We start from the raw sequence: 20,787 nt of genomic DNA, 5'->3' as shown, positions 1-20,787 counted from the left end.
CGGTCGCCATCTGACGCCTGGAACGTTCCAGAGATGGGGAGTGGAACGTTCCATCGGCGTTTACCGAAAGTCTGCCGCGGCGTCATCGTGGAACCGTACCCTCGCATCATTGTCCTGCCGGCAGCGTCATAGTGAAGGGGTCCCATGTCAGAACTGCAGGTGGCCGATGCCGCGACGCGGCCGTCCGGATCAGAAGCCGAACCGCTGATGCGCCGTCCACAGGCGCTGCTGCTGGACTTCGGCGGAGTGATCATCTCTACGGCCAAGCGCCCGGCTGGGCGGCGTGAATTCGCCCAGCAGCTGCACACCCGCCTCGCCCAGGCGCGGGTGCAGGTGCCGGCCGAGGAGCTGGAGGCCTGTCTTGCGGCCGGATCCCTGGCCCTGAAGCATTGGAAGCATGCCTCGTCGCGGCGCCTGCAGCCCAGGGAGCTCAGCGTGGAGGAGATCCTGGGCGACTTCTACTTCGCGGATCTTCCTCAGCAGGCACGGGCGCTGCTGGTCGGCGACGGTGCTGAACTGCTGGACCAGATGGCCACGGCCCTGACCGACCACATCATTCGCCCCGGGGTGGAGGAGCTGATCCAGTACGCCGCAGACCACGGCATCGCCACCGGCATCGTCTCCAATGCGCACTCCGGCCGCAGCCACCGCCGCATCCTGGCCGGCCTCGGCCTCCAGGATTCCTTCGGCGTGCAGATCTATTCCGATGAAGCAGGCATCCGCAAGCCGCATCCGCACATGCTGCTGCGGGCGGCGGAGGCGCTCGGCGCCGCGCCGCAGGACTGCTGGTACGTCGGCGACACCCTGGACCGCGACCTGGTGGCCGGGCGCAGGGCCGGGGCCGGGGCCGTAGTGCTCACCCGGTCTCAGCACACCGATGAGCCGCCGTTCCTGATCCGGGACGTGCCAGAAGCCATCGTGGAGGACCCCGCCGAGCTGCTGCAGCTGCTGCGCCGGGCCGTGGAAGGCTCCGCGGAACCCGCCGGGCAGCGTGGGGCGGCGAATGGGACAGTGCCGCTGACCCTTTCCAGCAGCACATCCGGCTCCAACGGCACCTCCGCAGCCCAGGGGCAGGGGGACTCCCTGCGCCGCGGGCAGCTGCAGGCAGACCAGGGGGCCGGCGCCGCCGCCGGGGCCCCGGTCCGAGCAGTGCTGCTGGACCACGGCGGGGTCATCTCCTCCACCCTCAAGCCCGCCTCGCCCTTCGCTGAAGCCGCCGACGCGGTGGAGACCGCGCTGCGGCGAGCCGGATGCCCCGTCGCCCCGGGGGAGGGCCTGGAGATCGTTCAGGCCGCGCACCGGGCCTACGGCGCCTACAAGAAGTCAGAGGAGCACCAGGAGAGCTTCCGCGAGATCACCGCTCGCACATACTGGGGCGAGTTCACCTCCGAACGGACCACCGACCGTCAGCGTGCAGTGCTGCTCAGCGAAGCTGAAACGCTGCAGCAGGCGCTGTACCGCTCCAAGTCCGTCAAAACCGAGAGGGCCGGCATTCGTGAGCTGCTGCAGCACTGCCGGCAGGCCGATATACCGGTGGTCATCGTCTCCAACACGGTCTGCGGGACCGGTGTGCGAAGTGTGCTGCGCGGCTACGGATTCGAAAGCTTCATCAGTGGATGGGTCTGCTCCGACGAGTTCGGGTGGAAGAAGCCGCACCCGGAGATCTTCCGCCGCGCACTGACCATGGCGGGCGTCAGCCCGCAGGAGGCTGCCATGGTCGGCGACAAGCCGTACAACGATGCCTTCGGAGCCCAGCAGGCAGGCATCGCCACCCGCATCATCACCCGGGGAGGATCCGGCACCGAATCGCAGATCGCAGCCGGACTTCAGTCCGGGTGGATCACCCACGTGGTGGACACCCCCGGCCAGATCCCCGCCCTGCTGGGGACGCCGTAGGCGCTCAGCCGGACATGAAGTCCCTGCGCATCAGCGGCCACTGGTCACCGGCCAGATAGGCCAGCAGCACCAGCACAGCCGTAGTGGCGACCACGCAGATGTCCAAGGCGGTCACCTTCAAGTACCCCAGGCGGATATCGCGTCCGCGCTGATCCACTGTGGCATAGGTGAAGCCCCGCGTCTCCAGGGACTCCACTGTGGTGCGGACCGACTGCGCAGTGTTGAGGAAGATCGGGTAGAAGGACAGCACCGCCATCTTCACCCAGTGGACAAGCGTGCGAATGCCGAGGAACCCGTGCCGGGCAGGCGGGGCGGAGCGGATCCGGTAGTTGTCGAAGACAGTGTTGAACTCCTCCACCAGAATCGGCAGCATCCGGTAGCCGTAGCTGACGGCGAAGGCGAGCAGCGCCGGAGCCCGCAGCGAGAGCAGGGCATCCGAAAGCTTCTCCGGGTCCAGGGAGACGAAGGCCGCCATCGAGGCGGTGGAGACTGCCCCCAGCTTCAGCGTCAGCTCCAGCAGAGCCACAGCCGTCTCCGCGTTGCCGCCGAACAGCAGGGCCACCGCCAGGATATAGATGGTCTCCAGCCCCAGGCCCACAATGAACAGCAGAAGCAGCAGCGGCCCGACTCTGGCCAGCGCCACTGAGACCGCTCCCAGAGCAAACAGCCCTGCCAGCACCGTGATGTTGTGGGTCAGCCACGGAGCCGCTGCCATGATGACGTACCACAGCAGCACCATGCGAGGGTCCATCCGGGAGAACAGGCCGCCGCGGGTGGCATAGGCCGCGCGGATCAGCTCCAGCTTCACCCATTCCACACTGACGACGTCACGTTGACGGCGTGCCATGTCAACTCCTCTCCGTCTCCACCAGGTCGCCGCCCAGGGGCTGCTCCTGCCGGAATCTCTGGACGAACTCATCCACCGTCAGCGGGGCGGGACTCATCCCTATCTGCTGCCCCAGCTGCGTGATCTGCGGCGGAACAAGATGGGCCCGGCGCAGCAGCTCGGGCTGGTCGAACAGTTCGCGAGGGCTCAGATCAGCAGCGATCCTGCCTGCGTCCAGCACAATCACTCTGTTGGCCCACTCGCTGACCAATGTCATGTCATGGGTGGCCACCACAGAGCAGGCGATGCTGCCGGAGAGCTGCTCCAGCATGGCGATCACGCTGTCGCGGCTGGCGATGTCCAGAGAGGCGGTCGGCTCATCCAGCAGCAGCACGGAAGGCCGCATGGCCAGCCCGATCGCCAACGTCGCGCGGCGCTGCTGGCCCCCGGAGAGCGTCCGGCCATCAGCATCGGCGAACTCCGCCAGCCGCACCTGGTGCAGGATGTCCTCCACCAGCGAGTCCACATTCTTCTCGCCGCGTCCGGCGGGGAACAGCCTGACATCCCCGCGGATGGACTCTTTGAGGAACATCTGCTGCGGCTGCTGCCAGATGTAGGCGACGTGGTCGGCCAACCGTCCTGCGGAGCGGGAACGGGTGCTGACGCCGTCGACCACCACCTCGCCGCTGCGGGGAACACTGATCCCGGCCAGCAGCTTCAGCAGTGTGGTCTTGCCCGAACCGTTGGAGCCCAGCAGTGCGAGCCGGTCTCCGCGGCGGACCTCCAGGTCGACGTCATGCAGCACCATGCGGAGGTCATTCTTCACCGTCTTATAGCCGTGGCTGACGCTCTGCACAGCCGCGACGGGGGTTTCCTCCCGGTGGGCTGCCGGCCCGGAGCTCTCCGGCCCGGGGGACGGGCGGCTGCCGTTCTGCTCGCCGTCCGGAGGCGTCGTCGTGCTCGACGTCGGCACGGCCGGGGCAGCGGCGCCCAGAGCCGTGACAGCCGAGTCGACGGTGCGAGGGGTGTCCTGCAGGCCCAGGCGCTGAGCCGCCTGGACTATCTGTGGCGCCGGGATGCCGTGGTCCTCCAGCTCCGCCGACCGGTAAACGGCCTCATCCACCGGCAGGTGCCACACCTGAGAGCCCTGACTCATCAGCACCACCGAGGAGGCGAACTGCGCGATGAACTCCGCGTGATGCTCGATGCTGACCACCGTGAGGCCGAACTCCCGGTTGAGCAGCTCCAGCCGCTGGTAGATCTCCAGGGCGCGGGCAGGGTCAAGCTCGGCCACCGGCTCATCGACCACCACGATCTCCGGACGCATCGCCAGCACCGAGGCCAGGGCGGTCAGATGCGCTTGGCCGCCGGAGAGCTGCCACACGAAGCGGTCGGACAGCTCCGTGATGCGCAGCATCTCCAGCGCCTCGGCAGTGCGCTCGGCGTGATCGGCCAGCCCGAAGTTCACCGGACCAAAGGAGACCTCATCCCGCACGGTGGGCCGCACCAGCTGGTTCATGAAGTCCTGGTAGACATACCCGACGCGGCTGGAGAGCTCCGCCACCGAGGAGGTGAACGTGTCGATCCCGCAGACCCGCGCGACTCCGGAGAAGTCACCGGACCAGTAGTGCGGCACCAGGCCGTTGAAGGTCTTGCACAGTGTGGTCTTGGCAGAGCCGTTGCCCCCGACCACGGTGGTGAAGTCTCCCGCCTCGATCTGCAGGTTCACATTGCGCAGCGTGTCTTCGGCGGCCCCTGGGTAGCGGAAGGACACATCCTGCAGATCGATGATGGGGGAGGTCGATGAGCCCATCAGCCGACGTGCTCCTCTTCCGCCGCGGCGCGGTCCGGCTCAGCCGGTGCGACGGGCCGGGCCTGGGCGCGGCGGAACAGGAGGATGGAGGCGCCCAGCAGCACCACGATGGCGGCCACTGAGATCCACAGGAACCAGGTGCCGTACTGCTCCAGGTACTCCGGTTCGAATGCTCCGATGCTGACATCCCAGGCTTCGAGGAACGCGAAGAAGAAGGAGGCCAGCGAGAGCATCAGGGCTGCTCCGACGAACCAGCCCGAGGCCGCGGCCTGGCCCGGAATCGGCTCACCGGGCACGCGCGGACGCATGCCCAGCAGCGGTTCGATGCGGCCGTGCAGGGCAGGAACCAGCCAGAGTGCGGGCAGCACGCCGAAGAGGACCCCGGAGATGATGATGTCGATGCCGAAGCCGACTCCCTCCAGAACCAGCATCGATTCGGGCAGACCCTCTACGTACTCGGCATCCTCGACGCCGACCCACACCTTGGTCAGGTCCACTGCGGCGGAGAGCAGCTTGTCGATGAAGACCACCAAAACGGCACCGACGGCGATCTGCGCGCGGTTGCGGGGGTTACGGATCACCGAGCCGGCGATGAAGATGGCCAAGAACATCTGCAGGAAGCCTTCGACCTCGGCCAGACCGGAGAAATCGCCCATCAGCAGGTCAGTGAAGATGATCTCTCCCAGCGGCGCTCCGAGGGCCACCCAGAAGGGGCTCAGCAGGGCAGCCAGCGTCAGCGGGACGAAGACGAAGTAGGACACCGAGAGGTCGAAGGGACCGATGGTGAGATCGGGGATGATCTCCAGCAGGATGTTCGAGAGTCCGAACATAGACATCGACAGGACAAAGATCATCAGTTTCTGCGGCGGGGTGAGATCCAGGGGCCTGCGGCCCTGGTCGTCAGTGCCGCGCAGGGCGCCAGCGCGGCGGTAGGCAATCTCAGTCATGGGTGTCTCCTCAGGGCAAGAGGCGTGCGGCGGCGGCGCAGCGCAGGGTGCTTCCAAACCAATGGCGAGCAGACGGAGCAGGCGTTCGAACGCGCAGGCTCCATGGGCTGCGGGACGGAGTGGACCGTTCCAGCAGTCAGGCTAGAGAGGCTGGGTTACTCCGGGTTGAACGCTGAGCTGACATTGGGATAAATGGCGCGGCCAAACCGCTGGAACGCTCCAGCACCGGCTGACACGCCCGTCGGGCCCTCGAATGAGCAGCGGGTAGGTGGATGCTATGGTGGACGCCATCGCGCCGCTTGCAGGCGGTTCTTTCAGCGTGCACTTGCGCGCGTGCCCCTTCGGTGTGTATCCTGAAACTTCGCGTTTCCCGTACCTTTTTCATGCCTTCATATAGCGGTGGGCATAAGTGTGGACGGCGCTGCTGGCGCAGCGGCGCCGCTCAAAAGTGGAAGCGATCCCGAACGCACGATACGAAGGTCTGTGGAAGGATCCCTCTTGGTCGCCTCGAGCACCTCTACTCAAACCGCTGCCTCGGCCCGCACCGCTGAATATGCCGGCCGACCCTCATTCGCAAAGATCCACGAACCCCTCGACGTTCCTGAGCTGCTGGCTCTGCAGATCGAGTCCTTCGACCGCCTGGTCGGAAACGAGGCTTGGGCCGCCCGTGTGGCTGAAGCCAAGGAGAAGGGCATCAAGGGTGTCTCCGACACCTCCGGTCTGGCCGACATCTTCGAAGAGATGTCCCCCATCGAGGATTTCCAGGGCACTATGTCCTTGAGCTTCTCCGACCCGGAGTTCGCCGACCCGAAGATGTCGGTGGAGGAGTGCAAGGACCACGACACCACCTACTCGGCCCCGCTGTACGTCAAGGCCGAGTTTATGAACCACAACACCGGCGAGATCAAGCAGCAGACCGTGTTCATGGGCGACTTCCCGCTCATGACCGATCGCGGCACCTTCATCATCAACGGCACCGAGCGTGTGGTGGTCTCCCAGCTGGTCCGCTCCCCGGGCGCCTACTTCGAGACCTCGCAGGACAAGACCAGCGATAAGGACATCTACACCGCCAAGGTCATCCCCTCCCGCGGTGCGTGGTTCGAGCTCGAGATCGACAAGCGGGACCAGGTCGGCGTGCGGCTGGACCGCAAGCGCAAGCAGCCGGTCACCGCCCTGCTGAAGGCCCTGGGCTGGACCGAATCCCGGATTGTGGAGGAGTTCGGCGGATACGACTCCATCCGCGCCACCCTGGAGAAGGACACCTTCGAGACCCAGGACGAGGCGCTGCTGGACATCTACCGCAAGCTGCGCCCGGGCGAGCCGCCCACGGTGGAGGCCGGCCGCTCCCTGCTGGAGGGCCTGTACTTCACCCCGAAGCGCTACGACCTGGCCAAGGTGGGCCGCTACAAGCTCAACCGCAAGCTGGGCGTGGACAAGGACTTCGCGGACCCGGATTCCTCGGTGCTGACCGAGGCCGACATCACCGCGATGATCCACTACCTGTGCGCGCTGCACGCCGGCGAGGGCTCCATCAAGGGCATTCGCGACGGCGAGGAGGTCGACATCCCGGTCACCCTGGATGACATCGACCACTTCGGCAACCGCCGCATCCGCGCCGTCGGAGAGCTCATCGAGAATCAGGTCCGCACCGGCCTGTCCCGCATGGAGCGCGTGGTCCGCGAGCGGATGACCACCCAGGACGTGGAAGCCATCACTCCGCAGACGCTGATCAACATCCGTCCGGTGGTGGCCTCCATCAAGGAGTTCTTCGGAACCTCCCAGTTGAGCCAGTTCATGGACCAGAACAACCCGCTGGCCGGGCTGACGCATAAGCGGCGTCTCTCCGCGCTGGGCCCGGGCGGTCTGAGCCGTGACCGTGCCGGCATGGAGGTCCGTGACGTCCACCCGTCGCACTACGGCCGCATGTGCCCCATCGAGACCCCCGAAGGCCCGAACATCGGCCTGATCGGCTCGCTGGCGACCTATGGCCGGATCAACAACTTCGGCTTCATCGAGACCCCCTACCGCAAGGTGGTCGACGGCAAGGTCACCGATGAGATCGAGTACCTCACCGCTGATGACGAGCTGCTGGCCAATATCGCTCAGGCCAATGCCCCGCTGAACGAGGATGGAACCTTCACTGAGGAGTCCGTGCTCTGCCGCGGCCGCGTGGGCGCCTCCGGCGGCGAGCCGGGCGAGCCGAGCCTGGTGGCTCCTGCCGACATCGACTACATGGACGTCTCCCCGCGTCAGATGGTCTCGGTGGCCACCGCCCTGATTCCGTTCCTGGAGCACGACGACGCCAACCGCGCTCTGATGGGCGCGAACATGCAGCGTCAGGCAGTGCCGCTGCTGGAGAGCGAGTCCCCGCTGGTGGGCACCGGTATGGAGAAGTACGCGGCCGTCGACGCCGGCGACTCGGTCATTGCGACCAAGCCCGGTGTGGTCACTAAGGTCGCCGCCGATCTGGTCATCGTCCAGAACGACGACGGCTCCTACACCAACTACCCGATCATGAAGTTCCAGCGCTCCAACCAGGGCAACGCATACAACCAGCAGGTGCGCGTGGCCGAGGGCGACCGGGTCGAGCGCCAGTCGATCATCGCCGACGGCCCCTCCACCGAGCACGGTGAGCTGGCCCTGGGCAAGAACCTGCTGGTGGCCTTCATGTCCTGGGAGGGGCACAACTTCGAGGACGCCATCATTCTGTCCCAGCGCCTGGTGCAGGACGATGTGCTCACCTCCATCCACATTGAGGAGCACGAGGTCGACGCCCGCGACACCAAGCTCGGTGCCGAGGAGATCACCCGTGACATCCCCAATGTCTCCGAGGAGATGCTGGCCCAGCTGGACGAGCGCGGCATCATCCACGTCGGTGCCGAGGTGGAGTCCGGCGACATCCTGGTCGGCCGTGTCACGCCCAAGGGTGAGACCGAGCTGACTCCGGAGGAGCGCCTGCTGCGGGCGATCTTCGGTGAAAAGTCCCGCGAAGTGCGCGACACCTCCCTGAAGGTGCCCCACGGTGAGGCCGGCACGGTCATCGGTGTGCGAATCCTCGACGCCGAGGAGACCGAGCTGCCCCCGGGTGTGAACCAGGTGGTCCGGGTCTACGTGGCCCAGAAGCGCAAGATCACCGACGGCGACAAGCTCGCCGGCCGCCACGGCAACAAGGGTGTGATCTCCAAGATCCTGCCGGTCGAAGATATGCCCTTCCTGCCTGACGGCACCCCGGTCGACGTCGTGCTCAACCCGATGGGTGTGCCCGGCCGTATGAACATCGGCCAGGTCATGGAGCTGCACCTGGGCTGGGCCGCTGCCAACGGCTGGAACATCGAGGGTGACCCCGAGTGGCTGAAGTCGCTGCCGAACCTGCCGAAGCAGACCGGCCCGACCAAGGTCGCCACCCCGGTCTTCGACGGCGCCGAGCTGGACGAGCTGCGCGGCATCCTGGAGGCCACCAACCCCTCCCGCGACGGCGAGCAGCTGGTCAGCGCCGACGGCAAGGCAGTGCTGTTCGACGGCCGCTCCGGCGAGCCGTTCCCGGACCCGGTCTCCGTGGGCTACATGTACATCCTGAAGCTCCACCACCTGGTGGACGAAAAGATCCATGCCCGCTCCACCGGCCCGTACTCGATGATTACGCAGCAGCCGCTGGGCGGTAAGGCCCAGTTCGGCGGCCAGCGCTTCGGTGAGATGGAGGTCTGGGCCCTGGAGGCCTACGGCTCCGCCTACACCCTGCAGGAGCTGCTGACCATCAAGTCCGATGACATCCATGGCCGCGTCAAGGTCTACGAGGCCATCGTCAAGGGCGAGGACATCCCCGAACCCGGCGTGCCTGAGTCCTTCAAGGTGCTCATCAAGGAGATGCAGTCGCTGTGCCTGAACGTCGAGGTGCTCAACGAGCACGGAGACGCCTTCCAGATGCGCGACGCCGACTCCGATGACTCCGGATTCAGCGCCGCCGAGGAGCTCGGCATCGACCTGAGCCGCGCAGAGCCCAGCTCGGTCGAAGAAGTCTGACCGGCTTCTTCCTCACCACGCTTGACGAATCTTCACAGAGCAGAAAAGAGAGATAACGGACTATGTCCACTGAATCCTCATTCGACACAATGCGCATCGGGCTGGCGACCACCGACGACATCCTGCGCTGGTCCCACGGCGAGGTCAAGAAGCCCGAGACCATCAACTACCGCACCCTGAAGCCGGAGAAGGACGGGCTGTTCTGCGAGAAGATCTTCGGACCTTCCCGCGACTGGGAGTGCTACTGCGGCAAGTACAAGCGCGTGCGCTTCAAGGGCATCACCTGTGAGCGCTGCGGTGTGGAGGTCACCCGCTCCAAGGTCCGCCGCGAGCGGATGGGCCACATTGAGCTGGCCGCACCGGTGACCCACATCTGGTACTTCAAGGGTGTGCCCTCCCGCCTGGGCTACCTGCTGGACCTGGCGCCGAAGGACCTGGAGAAGGTCATCTACTTCGCCGCCTATATGATCACCCACGTGGACGAGGATCGGCGCCACGAAGACCTGCCCAACCTGCAGGCCGAAGTGGACCAGGAGGTCAACCACCTCACCTCCCAGCGCGATGCCGACATCGCTGCGATCTCCAAGGAGCTCGAGGACGGACTGGCGGAGCTGGAGTCCGAGGGCGCCAAGGCCGCGGAGAAGAAGAAGTTCCGCGAGACCAAGGAGAAGCAGATGGCCCAGCTGCGCAAGCGCGCAGATGCGGAGATCGAGCAGATCCAGAACGTCTGGGAGCGGTTCAAGAACATCTCCGTGGGCGACCTCGAAGGTGATGAGACCCTCTTCCGCGAGATGCGCGCCAAGTACGGGGAGTACTTCGAGGGCTTCATGGGCGCCGAGGCCATCCGCCGCCGCCTGCAGACCTTCGACATGGAGGCCGAGGCGGAGGCGCTGCGCGAGACCATCGCCACCGGCAAGGGTCAGCGCAAGACTCGCGCGCTGAAGCGGCTGAAGGTCCTCAACGCCTTCCTGGTCAACGGCAACTCGCCCACCGGCATGGTGCTCGAGGCCGTTCCGGTGATTCCGCCGGAGATCCGCCCGATGGTGCAGCTGGACGGCGGACGCTTCGCCACCAGCGACCTCAACGATCTCTACCGCCGCGTGATCAACCGCAACAACCGCCTGAAGCGGCTGCTGGATCTGGGCGCCCCGGAGATCATCATCAACAATGAGAAGCGCATGCTTCAGGAGTCGGTCGACAACCTGTTCGACAACGGCCGCCGCGGCCGTCCGGTCACCGGACCGGGCAACCGCCCCCTGAAGTCGCTCTCCGACATGCTCAAGGGCAAGCAGGGCCGGTTCCGCCAGAACCTGCTGGGCAAGCGTGTGGACTACTCGGGCCGTTCGGTCATCGTGGTGGGTCCGCAGCTGAAGCTGCACGAGTGCGGCCTGCCCAAGCAGATGGCTCTGGAGCTGTTCAAGCCGTTCGTGATGAAGCGGCTGGTGGACCTCAACCACGCACAGAACATCAAGTCCGCCAAGCGGATGGTGGAGCGCCAGCGCTCCGCTGTGTGGGACGTGCTCGAAGAGGTCATCACCGAGCACCCGGTGCTGCTGAACCGTGCACCCACCCTGCACCGTCTGGGCATCCAGGCCTTCGAGCCGCAGCTGGTGGAGGGCAAGGCCCTGCAGCTGCACCCGCTGGTCTGCGCGGCCTTCAACGCCGACTTCGACGGTGACCAGATGGCAGTCCACCTGCCGCTGGGACCGGAGGCGCAGGCCGAGGCGCGCATCCTGATGCTGTCCTCGAACAACATCCTCAAGCCCTCCGACGGCCGTCCGGTGGCCCTGCCGGCCCAGGACATGGTCATCGGCCTGCACCACCTGACCACGGTGCGCGAGGACGAGGCCGGCGCAGGCCGCGCCTTCTCCTCGGTGGGTGAGGCGCAGATGGCCTTCGATCTGAAGCAGCTGCACCTCAACGCCCCGGTGAAGATCACCGTGGACGGATTCGTGCCCTCGGCTGAGGTGCCGGCTCCGGAGGGATGGGAGGCCGGCCAGCCGGCCACCATCGAGACCACGCTGGGCAAGGTGCTGTTCAACGAGCTGCTGCCGGCCGACTACCCCTGGCAGGACAAGCTGGCCGACAAGAAGCAGCTCGGTGTGCTGATCAACGACATCTCCGAGCGGTACTCCACCGTGGAGGTCGCCCAGACCCTGGACAACCTCAAGGACGCCGGGTTCTACTGGTCGACCCGCTCGGGTGTCACCGTGGCCATCTCGGACATCACCTCCGACTTCGACAAGGCCTCCATCATGGAGAAGTACGAGGCCCAGGTCGCCAAGGTGGAGGAGGAGTTCGGGCTCGGCTTCATCGGCAAGGAGAACCGCACCCAGGAGCTGCAGGAGATCTGGTCCAAGGCCACCAGTGAGATCGAGCAGGCGATGATGGAGGGGATGGACTCCCTGAGCAACATCAACCGCACGGTCACCTCCGGTGCACGAGGCAACTGGAACCAGATCCGCCAGATCGCCGGTATCCGTGGCCTGGTGACCAACCCCAAGGGTGACATCATCCCGCGGCCCATCAAGTCCTCCTACCGCGAGGGCCTGACCGTTCTGGAGTACTTCATCGCCACCCACGGCGCCCGCAAGGGTCTGGCCGACACCGCGCTGAAGACCGCGAACTCCGGATACCTGACCCGTCGTCTGGTGGACGTCTCCCAGGACGTCATCGTCCGTGAAGAGGACTGCGGCACCACCCGCGGCCTCACCGTGCCGATCGCCCAGCCGAAGTACTACGCCCACGACGACGACCTGCGCCCCGACGGCGTGCTGGTCAAGTCCGGACGCAAGTACATCAGCGAGGACATCGACGACGACGCCGAGGTGGAGCTGCACAAGATGGTGGAGACCTCCGCCTACTCGCGCACGCTGGCCGAGGCCGTGGCGGATGCGAACGGCGAGGTGCTGGCCGAGGCCGGCACCGAGGTGGGCGATGTGCTCATCGACAAGCTGTTCAAGGCCGGGGTGAAGTCCATCAAGGTGCGCTCGGTGCTGACCTGTGAGTCGCCGGTGGGCACCTGCGCCACCTGCTACGGACGCTCCATGGCAGCCGGCCACCGGGTCGACGTCGGCGAGGCTGTGGGCATCATCGCCGCACAGTCCATCGGCGAGCCCGGCACCCAGCTGACCATGCGTACCTTCCACTCCGGCGGTGTCGCCTCCGCGGATGACATCACCCAGGGTCTGCCCCGTATCCAGGAGCTCTTCGAGGCCCGCACCCCGAAGGGTGTGGCACCCATCGCCGAGTCCTCCGGCCGGGTCCGCTACGAGGAGGATGAGAAGCAGGCTCGCCTGGTGCTCACTCCCGACGACGGCTCCGAGGAGCAGGTCTACCCGATCCTGCGCCGCGCCCGCCTGCTGGTGGACCTGGGCGAGGACCTCTCCGGCACCGCGCATGTGGAGGTCGGCACCCAGCTGATCCGCGGCCACGTGGATCCCAAGCAGGTGCTGCGTGTGCTCGGCCCGCGGGCCGCCCAGAAGTTCCTGGTGGCCGAGGTGCAGGAGGTGTACCAGTCCCAGGGTGTGGGCATCCACGACAAGCACGTGGAGGTCATCGTCCGTCAGATGCTGCGCCGGATCACCGTCATCGAATCCGGTGACACCGATCTGCTGCCCGGTGAGCTGTCCGACCGGTTCCGCTTCCAGCAGGCCAATAAGGCGGCGTTCGAGCAGGGCAAGCGCCCGGCCTCGGGCCGTGACGAGCTGATGGGCATCACCAAGGCCTCGCTGGCCACCGACTCCTGGCTCTCGGCGGCCTCCTTCCAGGAGACCACCCGGGTGCTCACCCAGGCCGCAATGGAGGGCAAGTCCGATCCTCTGCTGGGCCTGAAGGAGAACGTGATCATTGGTAAGCTCATCCCGGCCGGCACCGGCCTGGACCGCTACACCCAGACAGAGGTGGAGCCCACCGAGGACGCCAAGGCGAACCTCTTCACCGGCCCCAGCCTGTATGGGTCCAGCTTCGACTACGCCGGAGCTGATACCGACAGCGAGTTCCACGCGATCCCGCTGGAGGACTACAACACCGACGTCGACTTCCGGTGAGTGATCACTAGGTAACGACGCCGCCGGCTCCGCGCCGGCAATCACCGAAGGCCCGGGCCGGGTACCCCGAGAGGGACCCCGCCCGGGCCTTCGTGCGTCCAGACGCGGGTCCAGGCACGCGCATCACGGTATGGTGACGATGCCGCCGTCAGCCTTGACCGGCCTCACGGGCGTTCGTACTGTCCTGACTATGAGTGCATTCCTCCGGCTGCTGGCTGCCGCTGCAGCAGTATGCCTGCTGCTGGCCGGCTGCGGCTCCGGAGCCGACGAGTCCCGGTCTGACTCGGCCGCCGGTGATATGGCCGCCCCGGAAGTTGCCGATGAGGCTGCCGCCGAGCAGGAATCCGCCGACCTGGCGGGGGAGGGGGAGCCGGCCGCTGATCGCCAGGTGATCACCAATGCCTACGCCGAGGTGGAAGTCCGCGAGGCATCCGAGGCCGCCGAGGAGGTGCTCAGCTGGACGGACCAAGCCTCAGGCTATGTGGAGTCCCGGCGGGAACGCACAGACGACGACGGCCGCACCACCCACGCCTCGCTGACCCTGCGTGTGCCGGCTGACTCTCTGGCCGGGCTGCTGGAGGACCTGGACGAACTCGGCGAGGTCACCGAACTGAGCGAAACCGCCCGGGACGTCACCTCCGCGGTGCGGGACCTGGACGCCCGGATCGAAGCACTGGAGACATCGGTGGACCGTCTTCTGGAGATCATGGAGGAATCCGGATCGGCCGAGGAGCTGCTGCAGGTGGAGACCACTCTCAGTGAGCGGCAGGCCGATCTGGAGGCTCTGGTGGCTGAGCGCGACTCGCTCACCGACAGGGTGGATATGTCCACCCTGGAGCTGGAACTGGTCACCGCGGACTACACCGCAGTCCAGGCCGGAGGATTCCTCGGCGGACTGCAGCAGGGATGGAACGCTCTGATCAGCACCGCCAATGTACTGCTGGTCGCCCTCGGGGCCGCGCTGCCGTGGCTGGCAGTTCTGGCGGTACCGGCCGTCGTCGTGCTGCTGCTGATCCGCCGCCGCCTGCGCCGCCGCACCGCCGAGCGTCCGGCACCACCGGAGCAGGACACCGCAGGTTCCACACCATCCTCCGAGGTTGTGTAGGCTCATGATGCATGGGGGATGGACGCACTGCGACGCTCAATGTCGCGCCCGGATCAGTGATCAGTGTCCGGGACGAAGAATGGCTGGTCACTGCCGCTGAAGACTCCGCCCAGGGGACCCTGGTCCATGTACGGGGACTCAGCGAGCTGGTTCGTGATACGCAGGCCTCGTTCTACTCCGGCCTGGACGAGATCACGGTGGTCGATCCGCGCCACGCCCGGGTGGTTGCTGACACCAGCCCCGGCTACCGGCTCTCGAAACTCCATCTGGAAACGACGCTGCGGAAGACCCCGCACCCCACCACCGAAGCCCGGCTGACGGTCTCCACACGGACGCTGGCGGATCCCTTGCGCTATCAGCAGCTGGCTGCGGCAAAAGCCTTAGACCCGGAGAGCATTCGTCCGCGCATTCTGCTGGCGGATGCGGTCGGACTGGGCAAGACCTTCGAGATCGGGATGATCCTCGCTGAATTGGCCGCCCGTGGTCGGGCTGAGCGGATCCTCATCGTGACGCCGCGGCACGTACTTGAGCAGTTCCAGCAGGAGATGTGGGCACACTTCGCGCTGCCCTTCGTTCGGCTGGACTCGGCTGGCATCCAGAAGGTCAGGCAGAAGCTGCCGGCCTCGCGCAATCCGTTCACCTACTTCAAACGTGCCATCATCAGCATCGATACGCTCAAGTCGGCCCAGTACCGGGCTCACTTGGAGAAGATGCGGTTCGATGCAGTGGTCATCGACGAATCCCACAATCTGTCCAACAGCCAAACTCTGAACAATCAGCTGGCGCGGCTGCTGGCGCCGCGAACCGATGCACTGATCCTGGCTTCGGCCACCCCGCACAACGGGAACCAGGCCTCTTTCGCCGAGCTGATCCGGCTGCTGGACCCCACAGCAGTCTCCCCGGAGGGTGAGATTGATGAGGCCGCCGCGTCCCGGCTGATCATCCGCCGCCACCGGTACAGCCCGGAGGTGGCCGAAGAGGTCGGCCAGGACTGGGCAGAGCGCCCCGAGCCGAAGAACCTCCTGGTGGAGGCCACCGATGCGGAGAACGCCTTGGCCGCAGAGATCGCCGAAACCTGGCTGTACCCGTCCACCGGTACTGCGCCCTCGGCCTCAGGAAACCGCCTGTTCGGCTGGACTCTGGCCAAAGCTTTCCTCTCCTCACCGGCAGCCCTGATGGAGACGATCACCGAGCGGCTCAAGCGCCTGGAGGCTCAGACCTCTGAGGACGTACGCCGCGAACGAGACGCACTGACCCGCCTGAGGGAGCTGACCGAGGCAGCCCTGGCAGAACCCGGTGCCAAACTCACCCGGCTCGCAGAGGAGCTCAAAGCCATAGGCGTCGGCCCCCGGTCAGACCGCCGGGCAGTGGTCTTCGCCGAACGGGTAGCGACCCTTCACCACCTGGCAGACCAGCTCGCAACCCAGTTGAAGCTGCCGGACAAGGCGGTGCAGGTGCTCCACGGGGGGCTCTCAGACGTGGAGCAGCAGCGGATCGTGGACGAGTTCAAACGCGGCTCGGCGGATGTGCGCTTGCTGATCACCGGAGATATGGCCTCCGAGGGTGTGAATCTGCATGCCCAGTGCCACCACCTGTTCCATTACGACATTCCGTGGTCGCTGATCCGGCTGGAGCAGCGCAACGGACGCATCGATCGCTACGGCCAGCAGCACCCGCCGCAGATCAGCACTCTGCTGCTGACCCCGGACCATGACCAGTTCCGCGGAGACCTGCGCGTCTTCACCGCCCTGATCGAGAAGGAGCATGCCGCTCACCGCGTACTGCACGATGTCGCCTCCCTGATGGGCAAGGGCACTGCTGCAGCTGAGGAGAAAGCCATTATGGAAGCGCTGGCTGCCCAGCAGCCGGTGGAGGTTGATGAGCTGGTTCCCGACGTCGAGGATCTCGACGACGACGGCGGCTGGGGAGAGATAGAAGCGATGCTGGCCTCTGCCGGTTCCACCGAAGAGACCGCCTACCCGGCTGAGACCGTCCGCAGATCGCCGCATGTCTCGCTCTACGGCTCGGAGGTCGAATACCTGGAGCAGGCCCTGCAGCAGGCGTTCGAGGACCCGCATTCCAAGCTCGGTTGGACCAATCACCAGCCCGACTCGGCGATCGCCGAATTCGAGGTCACCGCAGAGATCTCGGACCTGCGGCGTCGTCTGGAGAATCTGCCGCAGGACTATCTGAGCGAGCGGCGCGTCTTTGAGCGCATCCGGCTGGCCACTTCTAAGGAGCAGGGGCGCCAGCAGCTGCACCGGGCCCGGGCCCAGGAGACCATCACCTGGCCCGAGGCCCACTATCTGGGGCCCCTGCATCCGGTGACCGACTGGGCGGCTGACCGAGCTCTGGCGGAACTGAGCCGCAATGAGGTGCTGGCGCTGCGTGCTCGAGTGGAGATGCCCACGTTCCTGATGCTCGGCACCGTCAGCAACCGTCGTGGTCATCTGCTCTCGCGGGTGTGGATGGCGGTCAACGCTTATTACGCAGAGCCCCTGAGCGACCTGGCGGAGTGGTTGGACCGCACGGGCCTCAACGGACGCCTGCGCAATCCAGGCTCGCTGGATCCGACCCCGCTGCAGGACCTGCTGCCGGACGCGGTGATGAAGGCGCAGGCAAGTCTCAGCCAAGCTTCGGCGGCTGCTCGCCAGGACGCGCAACGCCGCTTGGAGGAATGGCTGGGCCGGGCTCGCAGCTGGGAGCAGCAGGCCAATGCGCTGACCAGCCGTGCCGAACTGCGCTCCCGTCGGGAGCGCATCCACCAGGAGAAGCAGCTGGCCGAAGACCTGCGCCCGGCTCAGGAGCTGGTGCGTCCTCTGCTGGCGGTGCTTCCGGAAGGAGATGCCTGATGCCGCAGTTCGAATCCCTCACCAATGTGCGGGAGTTCCTCAGCGACCACTATTTCACCAGCGACGACGCCAAAGGGAGCTTCCTCAAAGAGGTCAAGGACCTGCGCAAGGAGTGGAACAAGGCAGCCAAGGAAGGCCACGCCACCACACACTCCCGCTTCACCGCTGCCCGGGCGGACCTGGTGCGCCGTCTGGCAGTACTCGCGCCAGACACCTCCACTCAGGTGGTGGCAGAGACCGCAGCTCTGCTGCGCGAGACCCTCGGCTACCCAGGTGAGACGAACACATGGACCACCGAGCGGTCCGGACAGCCGCTGCAGATCGCCAAACTGTGGGCCGAGCGGACGGAAAGCTCCTCAGCGGCACCCCGGGTGCTGTGGATCGACGCGACCCCAGCAGAGTCGCTTGACGACGCGGTGGCCACCTCCGTCCCCCTGACAGAGGTCCTGGAAGCCGACAAGCCGGCCCGCAAACCGTTGGGCAAACTGATCTCCGATGTGTTCCTCAGCGAGGACGCGCCCGCCTATATCATCGCCTCCGCCGGCCGGTTCTTGCTGCTGGCCGAGAAGGAGCGCTGGCCGGAGGGACGGTATCTGGCCGCCGACGTGCAGCTGGTCGCCGAACGGAACGAAACCAAGAACGGCGGGGAGATCGACTACCTGCTGGCCGTCTTCGGACGCGACTCCGTACGCCCGGCAGCTGACGGCAGCATCTGGTGGAACCGCGTCCTGGAGGAGTCGGTCAGCCACGCGGTGGCGGTCTCGAAAGACCTGCGTGAGGGGGTGCGCCGCAGCATCGAAGTCATCGCTAATGATGTGCTGCTGCGCCGCTCCCGCCAGGGCCTGGACAACTCGCGGGTCGACGGTCAGGAGCTCGCCCGCCAGTCCCTGCGGTACCTCTACCGGATCCTGTTCCTCCTCTTCGCCGAGGCCACCCCCGAGCTGGAGGTGTTGCCAGTCGGAGCCGGTGAGTACGACGCCGGCTACGGGTTGGAACGGCTGCGTGAACTCATCACCCATGAGCTGACCACCCCGCAGGCCCGCGGAGGCACCCACTTCTATGAGTCACTGGATCTGCTGTTCCGCCTCATCAACGGCACCCACCCCTCTCAGCAGGGCTCGGGAGAGGAGGACGAAGCCGACCGAGGGGATGAGGCCGCGGACTACCGGGCCGGCTTGAGCTTCCAGCCGTTGAAGGCTGACCTGTTCGACCCAAACCGGACAGCTCTGATCGACCAGGTCCAGCTGTCGAATGAGGCCCTGCAGAACGTGTTGGCACGGCTGCTGCTGACCAGTGAGAAGAAGGGCGCCCAGCGCGGCTTCGTCTCCTACGCGACCCTGGGCATCAACCAGCTCGGCGCAGTCTATGAGGGCCTGATGTCCTATACCGGCTTCATCGCCCCCGAAGACCTCTACGAAGTTGCCCCGCACGGCAACTCGGAGAAGGGCTCGTGGGTCGTGCCGGTCTCCCGGTGGGACGAGGAGCTGCAGCCGCATCTGGTGAAGACGGTCGACGAGGACACCGGCACGGAAACTCCCGTACTGCACAAGGCAGGCTCGTTTGTCTATCGATTGGCCGGCCGGGAGCGGCAGCAGTCCGCCAGCTACTACACCCCGGAGGTGCTCACGCGGTTCGTGGTCCAGCAGGCCCTTGCTGAGCTGCTGGACCAGCAGGAGCGTACGACCACGGCTGAAGAGATCCTCCAGCTGAGCATCTGCGAGCCGGCACTGGGGTCGGGGGCCTTCGCCATCGAGGCAGTCAACCAGCTGGCCGAGGAGTATCTGACCCGTCGCCAGACCGAGCTCGGTGTGAAGATCCCGGCAGAGGACTATGCGCTTGAGCTGCAGAAGGTGAAGGCGCAGATCGCCCTGCACCAGGTGCACGGTGTGGACCTCAACGCCACCGCCGTGGAGCTGGCTGAGGTCTCCTTGTGGCTGGCCACCATGAGCAGGGGGCTGCGGGCACCCTGGTTCGGTCTGCGACTGAAGCGCGGCAATTCACTTATCGGCGCTCGCCGCGCCACCTACTCCACCGACGCCGTGGAGCGAAAAGACTACTTCAGCGAGGCGCCCGCGGCACACCCGCTGACCGGAATGGTGCAGGCCATGGACCACGGCGGGGTCGACCCCCAGGTGGCGGGTCGCATCTTCCACTTCCTGCTTCCCGGGGAGGAGTGGGGCGCCGCAGTAGGGGCCAAGGAGGCCAAGTCGCTCGCCCCGGAGAACCAGAAGCTGCTCAAAGCCTGGCAGCGGGAGATCCGGAAGAAGCTGACCAAAGCACAGGTGAAGCGCCTGGTGGCTCTGACCGAACAGGCAGAAGCTTTGTGGCCCATCGCGTTGTGCCGGTTGCAGGTGGCGGAGTCAGAGGCTCGCCGAGAGATCAACTATTTCGGAAAGCAGGACGAGCCGCTGGGTGCACCGGCCGTCACCCGTGAAGAGATCGAGCGCAAGCTCGGCGACCCCGACGGTGTCTTCCAGCGCCTGAAGCGGGTGATGGATGCGTGGAATGCATTGTGGTTCTGGCCGGTCCGTCCGGACGGCGATGAACAGCCCCTGCCGCCGGATATTGACGAGTGGATCCGTGGGGTGGAAGCGGTCCTGGGTGCTCCGGTGGCAGCAGGTCGGGGCCGGTACGCCCCGGGACAGGGCCAGCAGAGTTTCCTCTCCACGGCAGACTGGAATGATCTGGACGCGGCCGAGTCGTTCCAACGGTCGATCTCCGGCATGAAGGACATTGACTCTGCTCTGCGGGATCACCCCTGGCTCAAGACGTGTGAGGAGATCGCCCAAGACCAGGGCTTCTTCCACTGGGAGCTGGAGTTCGCCACGGTCTTCGCCCGCGGAGGATTTGATCTTCAGGTCGGCAACCCGCCCTGGGTCAGACCTCGCTCGGATGTTAATGCCCTGCTTGCCGAGGGCGACCCGTGGTGGCAGCTGAAGAGCAAGTCCACTGCCCAAGAGGACAAAGCCCGCCGGGAGAAAGCTCTGGCACTGCCCGGCGTCTCGGAGCTGGTGCTGGAGGGCACTGCAGAGGTTGCTGTCATCGCGTCCTATGTGGGTTCACCGACGCTCTATCCGCATTTGGCAGGTCTGCAGCCCGATCTGTACCGCTGCTTCATGGAACAGACCTGGCGGCACACACGAGCCGCAGAATCACAGGACGAACCAACAGGTTCAGTGGCTCTGATCCATCCGGAGAGTCACTTCACCGACGAGAAGGCCGGCAATCTTCGTGCTGCCACCTACCGGCGACTCCGTCGGCACTGGCAGTTCATGAACG

9 protein-coding genes are annotated in these 20,787 nt (G+C 66.0%); 6 read left to right on the top strand and 3 right to left on the bottom strand.

The genetic code is table 11. The annotated features are described in order from the left end of the window. Window positions 1–144: 144 nt before the first annotated feature. Window positions 145–1,896 (top strand): HAD-IA family hydrolase, encoded by a 1,752-nt coding sequence (locus Q1K09_RS06575; RefSeq protein ID WP_300344129.1) that lies wholly within the window; start codon window positions 145–147, stop codon window positions 1,894–1,896. Between the two features lie 4 nt (window positions 1,897–1,900). On the opposite strand, the gene Q1K09_RS06570 is transcribed toward Q1K09_RS06575, so the two are convergent. From Q1K09_RS06570 to Q1K09_RS06560, 3 genes are read right to left on the bottom strand one after another with little or no spacing between them, the layout of a single operon-like run. Continuing rightward, window positions 1,901–2,743: an energy-coupling factor transporter transmembrane protein EcfT gene (locus Q1K09_RS06570; protein ID WP_300344127.1), complete on the bottom strand. Its 843-nt coding sequence runs from the start codon at window positions 2,741–2,743 to the stop codon at window positions 1,901–1,903. Between the two features lies 1 nt (window position 2,744). After that, window positions 2,745–4,535, bottom strand: a complete 1,791-nt coding sequence (locus Q1K09_RS06565; RefSeq protein ID WP_300344126.1) for an ABC transporter ATP-binding protein — start codon at window positions 4,533–4,535, stop codon at window positions 2,745–2,747. After that, on the bottom strand, window positions 4,535–5,482 hold the full coding sequence (locus Q1K09_RS06560) for a cell division protein FtsQ (protein WP_300344125.1): 948 nt from the start codon (window positions 5,480–5,482) through the stop codon (window positions 4,535–4,537). Before Q1K09_RS06560 ends, Q1K09_RS06565 begins: the two co-directional genes overlap by 1 nt. Before the next feature lie 498 nt (window positions 5,483–5,980). On the opposite strand from Q1K09_RS06560, the gene Q1K09_RS06555 reads away from it, so the two are divergent. From Q1K09_RS06555 to Q1K09_RS06535, 5 genes are all read left to right on the top strand, one after another. After that, the gene (locus tag Q1K09_RS06555) at window positions 5,981–9,502 is read left to right on the top strand and encodes a DNA-directed RNA polymerase subunit beta (RefSeq protein WP_300344124.1); all 3,522 of its coding nucleotides are present in this window, start codon (window positions 5,981–5,983) and stop codon (window positions 9,500–9,502) included. A 62-nt stretch (window positions 9,503–9,564) separates the two neighbouring features. Then, window positions 9,565–13,551, top strand: coding sequence for a DNA-directed RNA polymerase subunit beta' (rpoC, locus tag Q1K09_RS06550; RefSeq protein WP_300344123.1), 3,987 nt, complete (start codon window positions 9,565–9,567; stop codon window positions 13,549–13,551). A gap of 190 nt (window positions 13,552–13,741) precedes the next feature. Then, window positions 13,742–14,656: a DUF4349 domain-containing protein gene (locus Q1K09_RS06545; protein WP_300344122.1), complete on the top strand. Its 915-nt coding sequence runs from the start codon at window positions 13,742–13,744 to the stop codon at window positions 14,654–14,656. A gap of 11 nt (window positions 14,657–14,667) precedes the next feature. Continuing rightward, window positions 14,668–17,508: a helicase-related protein gene (locus tag Q1K09_RS06540; protein ID WP_300344120.1), complete on the top strand. Its 2,841-nt coding sequence runs from the start codon at window positions 14,668–14,670 to the stop codon at window positions 17,506–17,508. After that, the coding region (locus tag Q1K09_RS06535; RefSeq protein WP_300344119.1) for a DNA methyltransferase at window positions 17,508–20,787 on the top strand (3,280 nt) is incomplete at its 3' end. The genes Q1K09_RS06540 and Q1K09_RS06535, both read left to right, overlap by 1 nt.

Origin of the sequence: Nesterenkonia sp. (genome assembly GCF_029265375.1) — a bacterium.
Classification (GTDB): Bacteria; Actinomycetota; Actinomycetes; order Actinomycetales; family Micrococcaceae; genus Nesterenkonia.
Note: the sequence above shows the minus strand (reverse complement) of the source record. Positions and strands in the feature narration are given on the sequence as shown.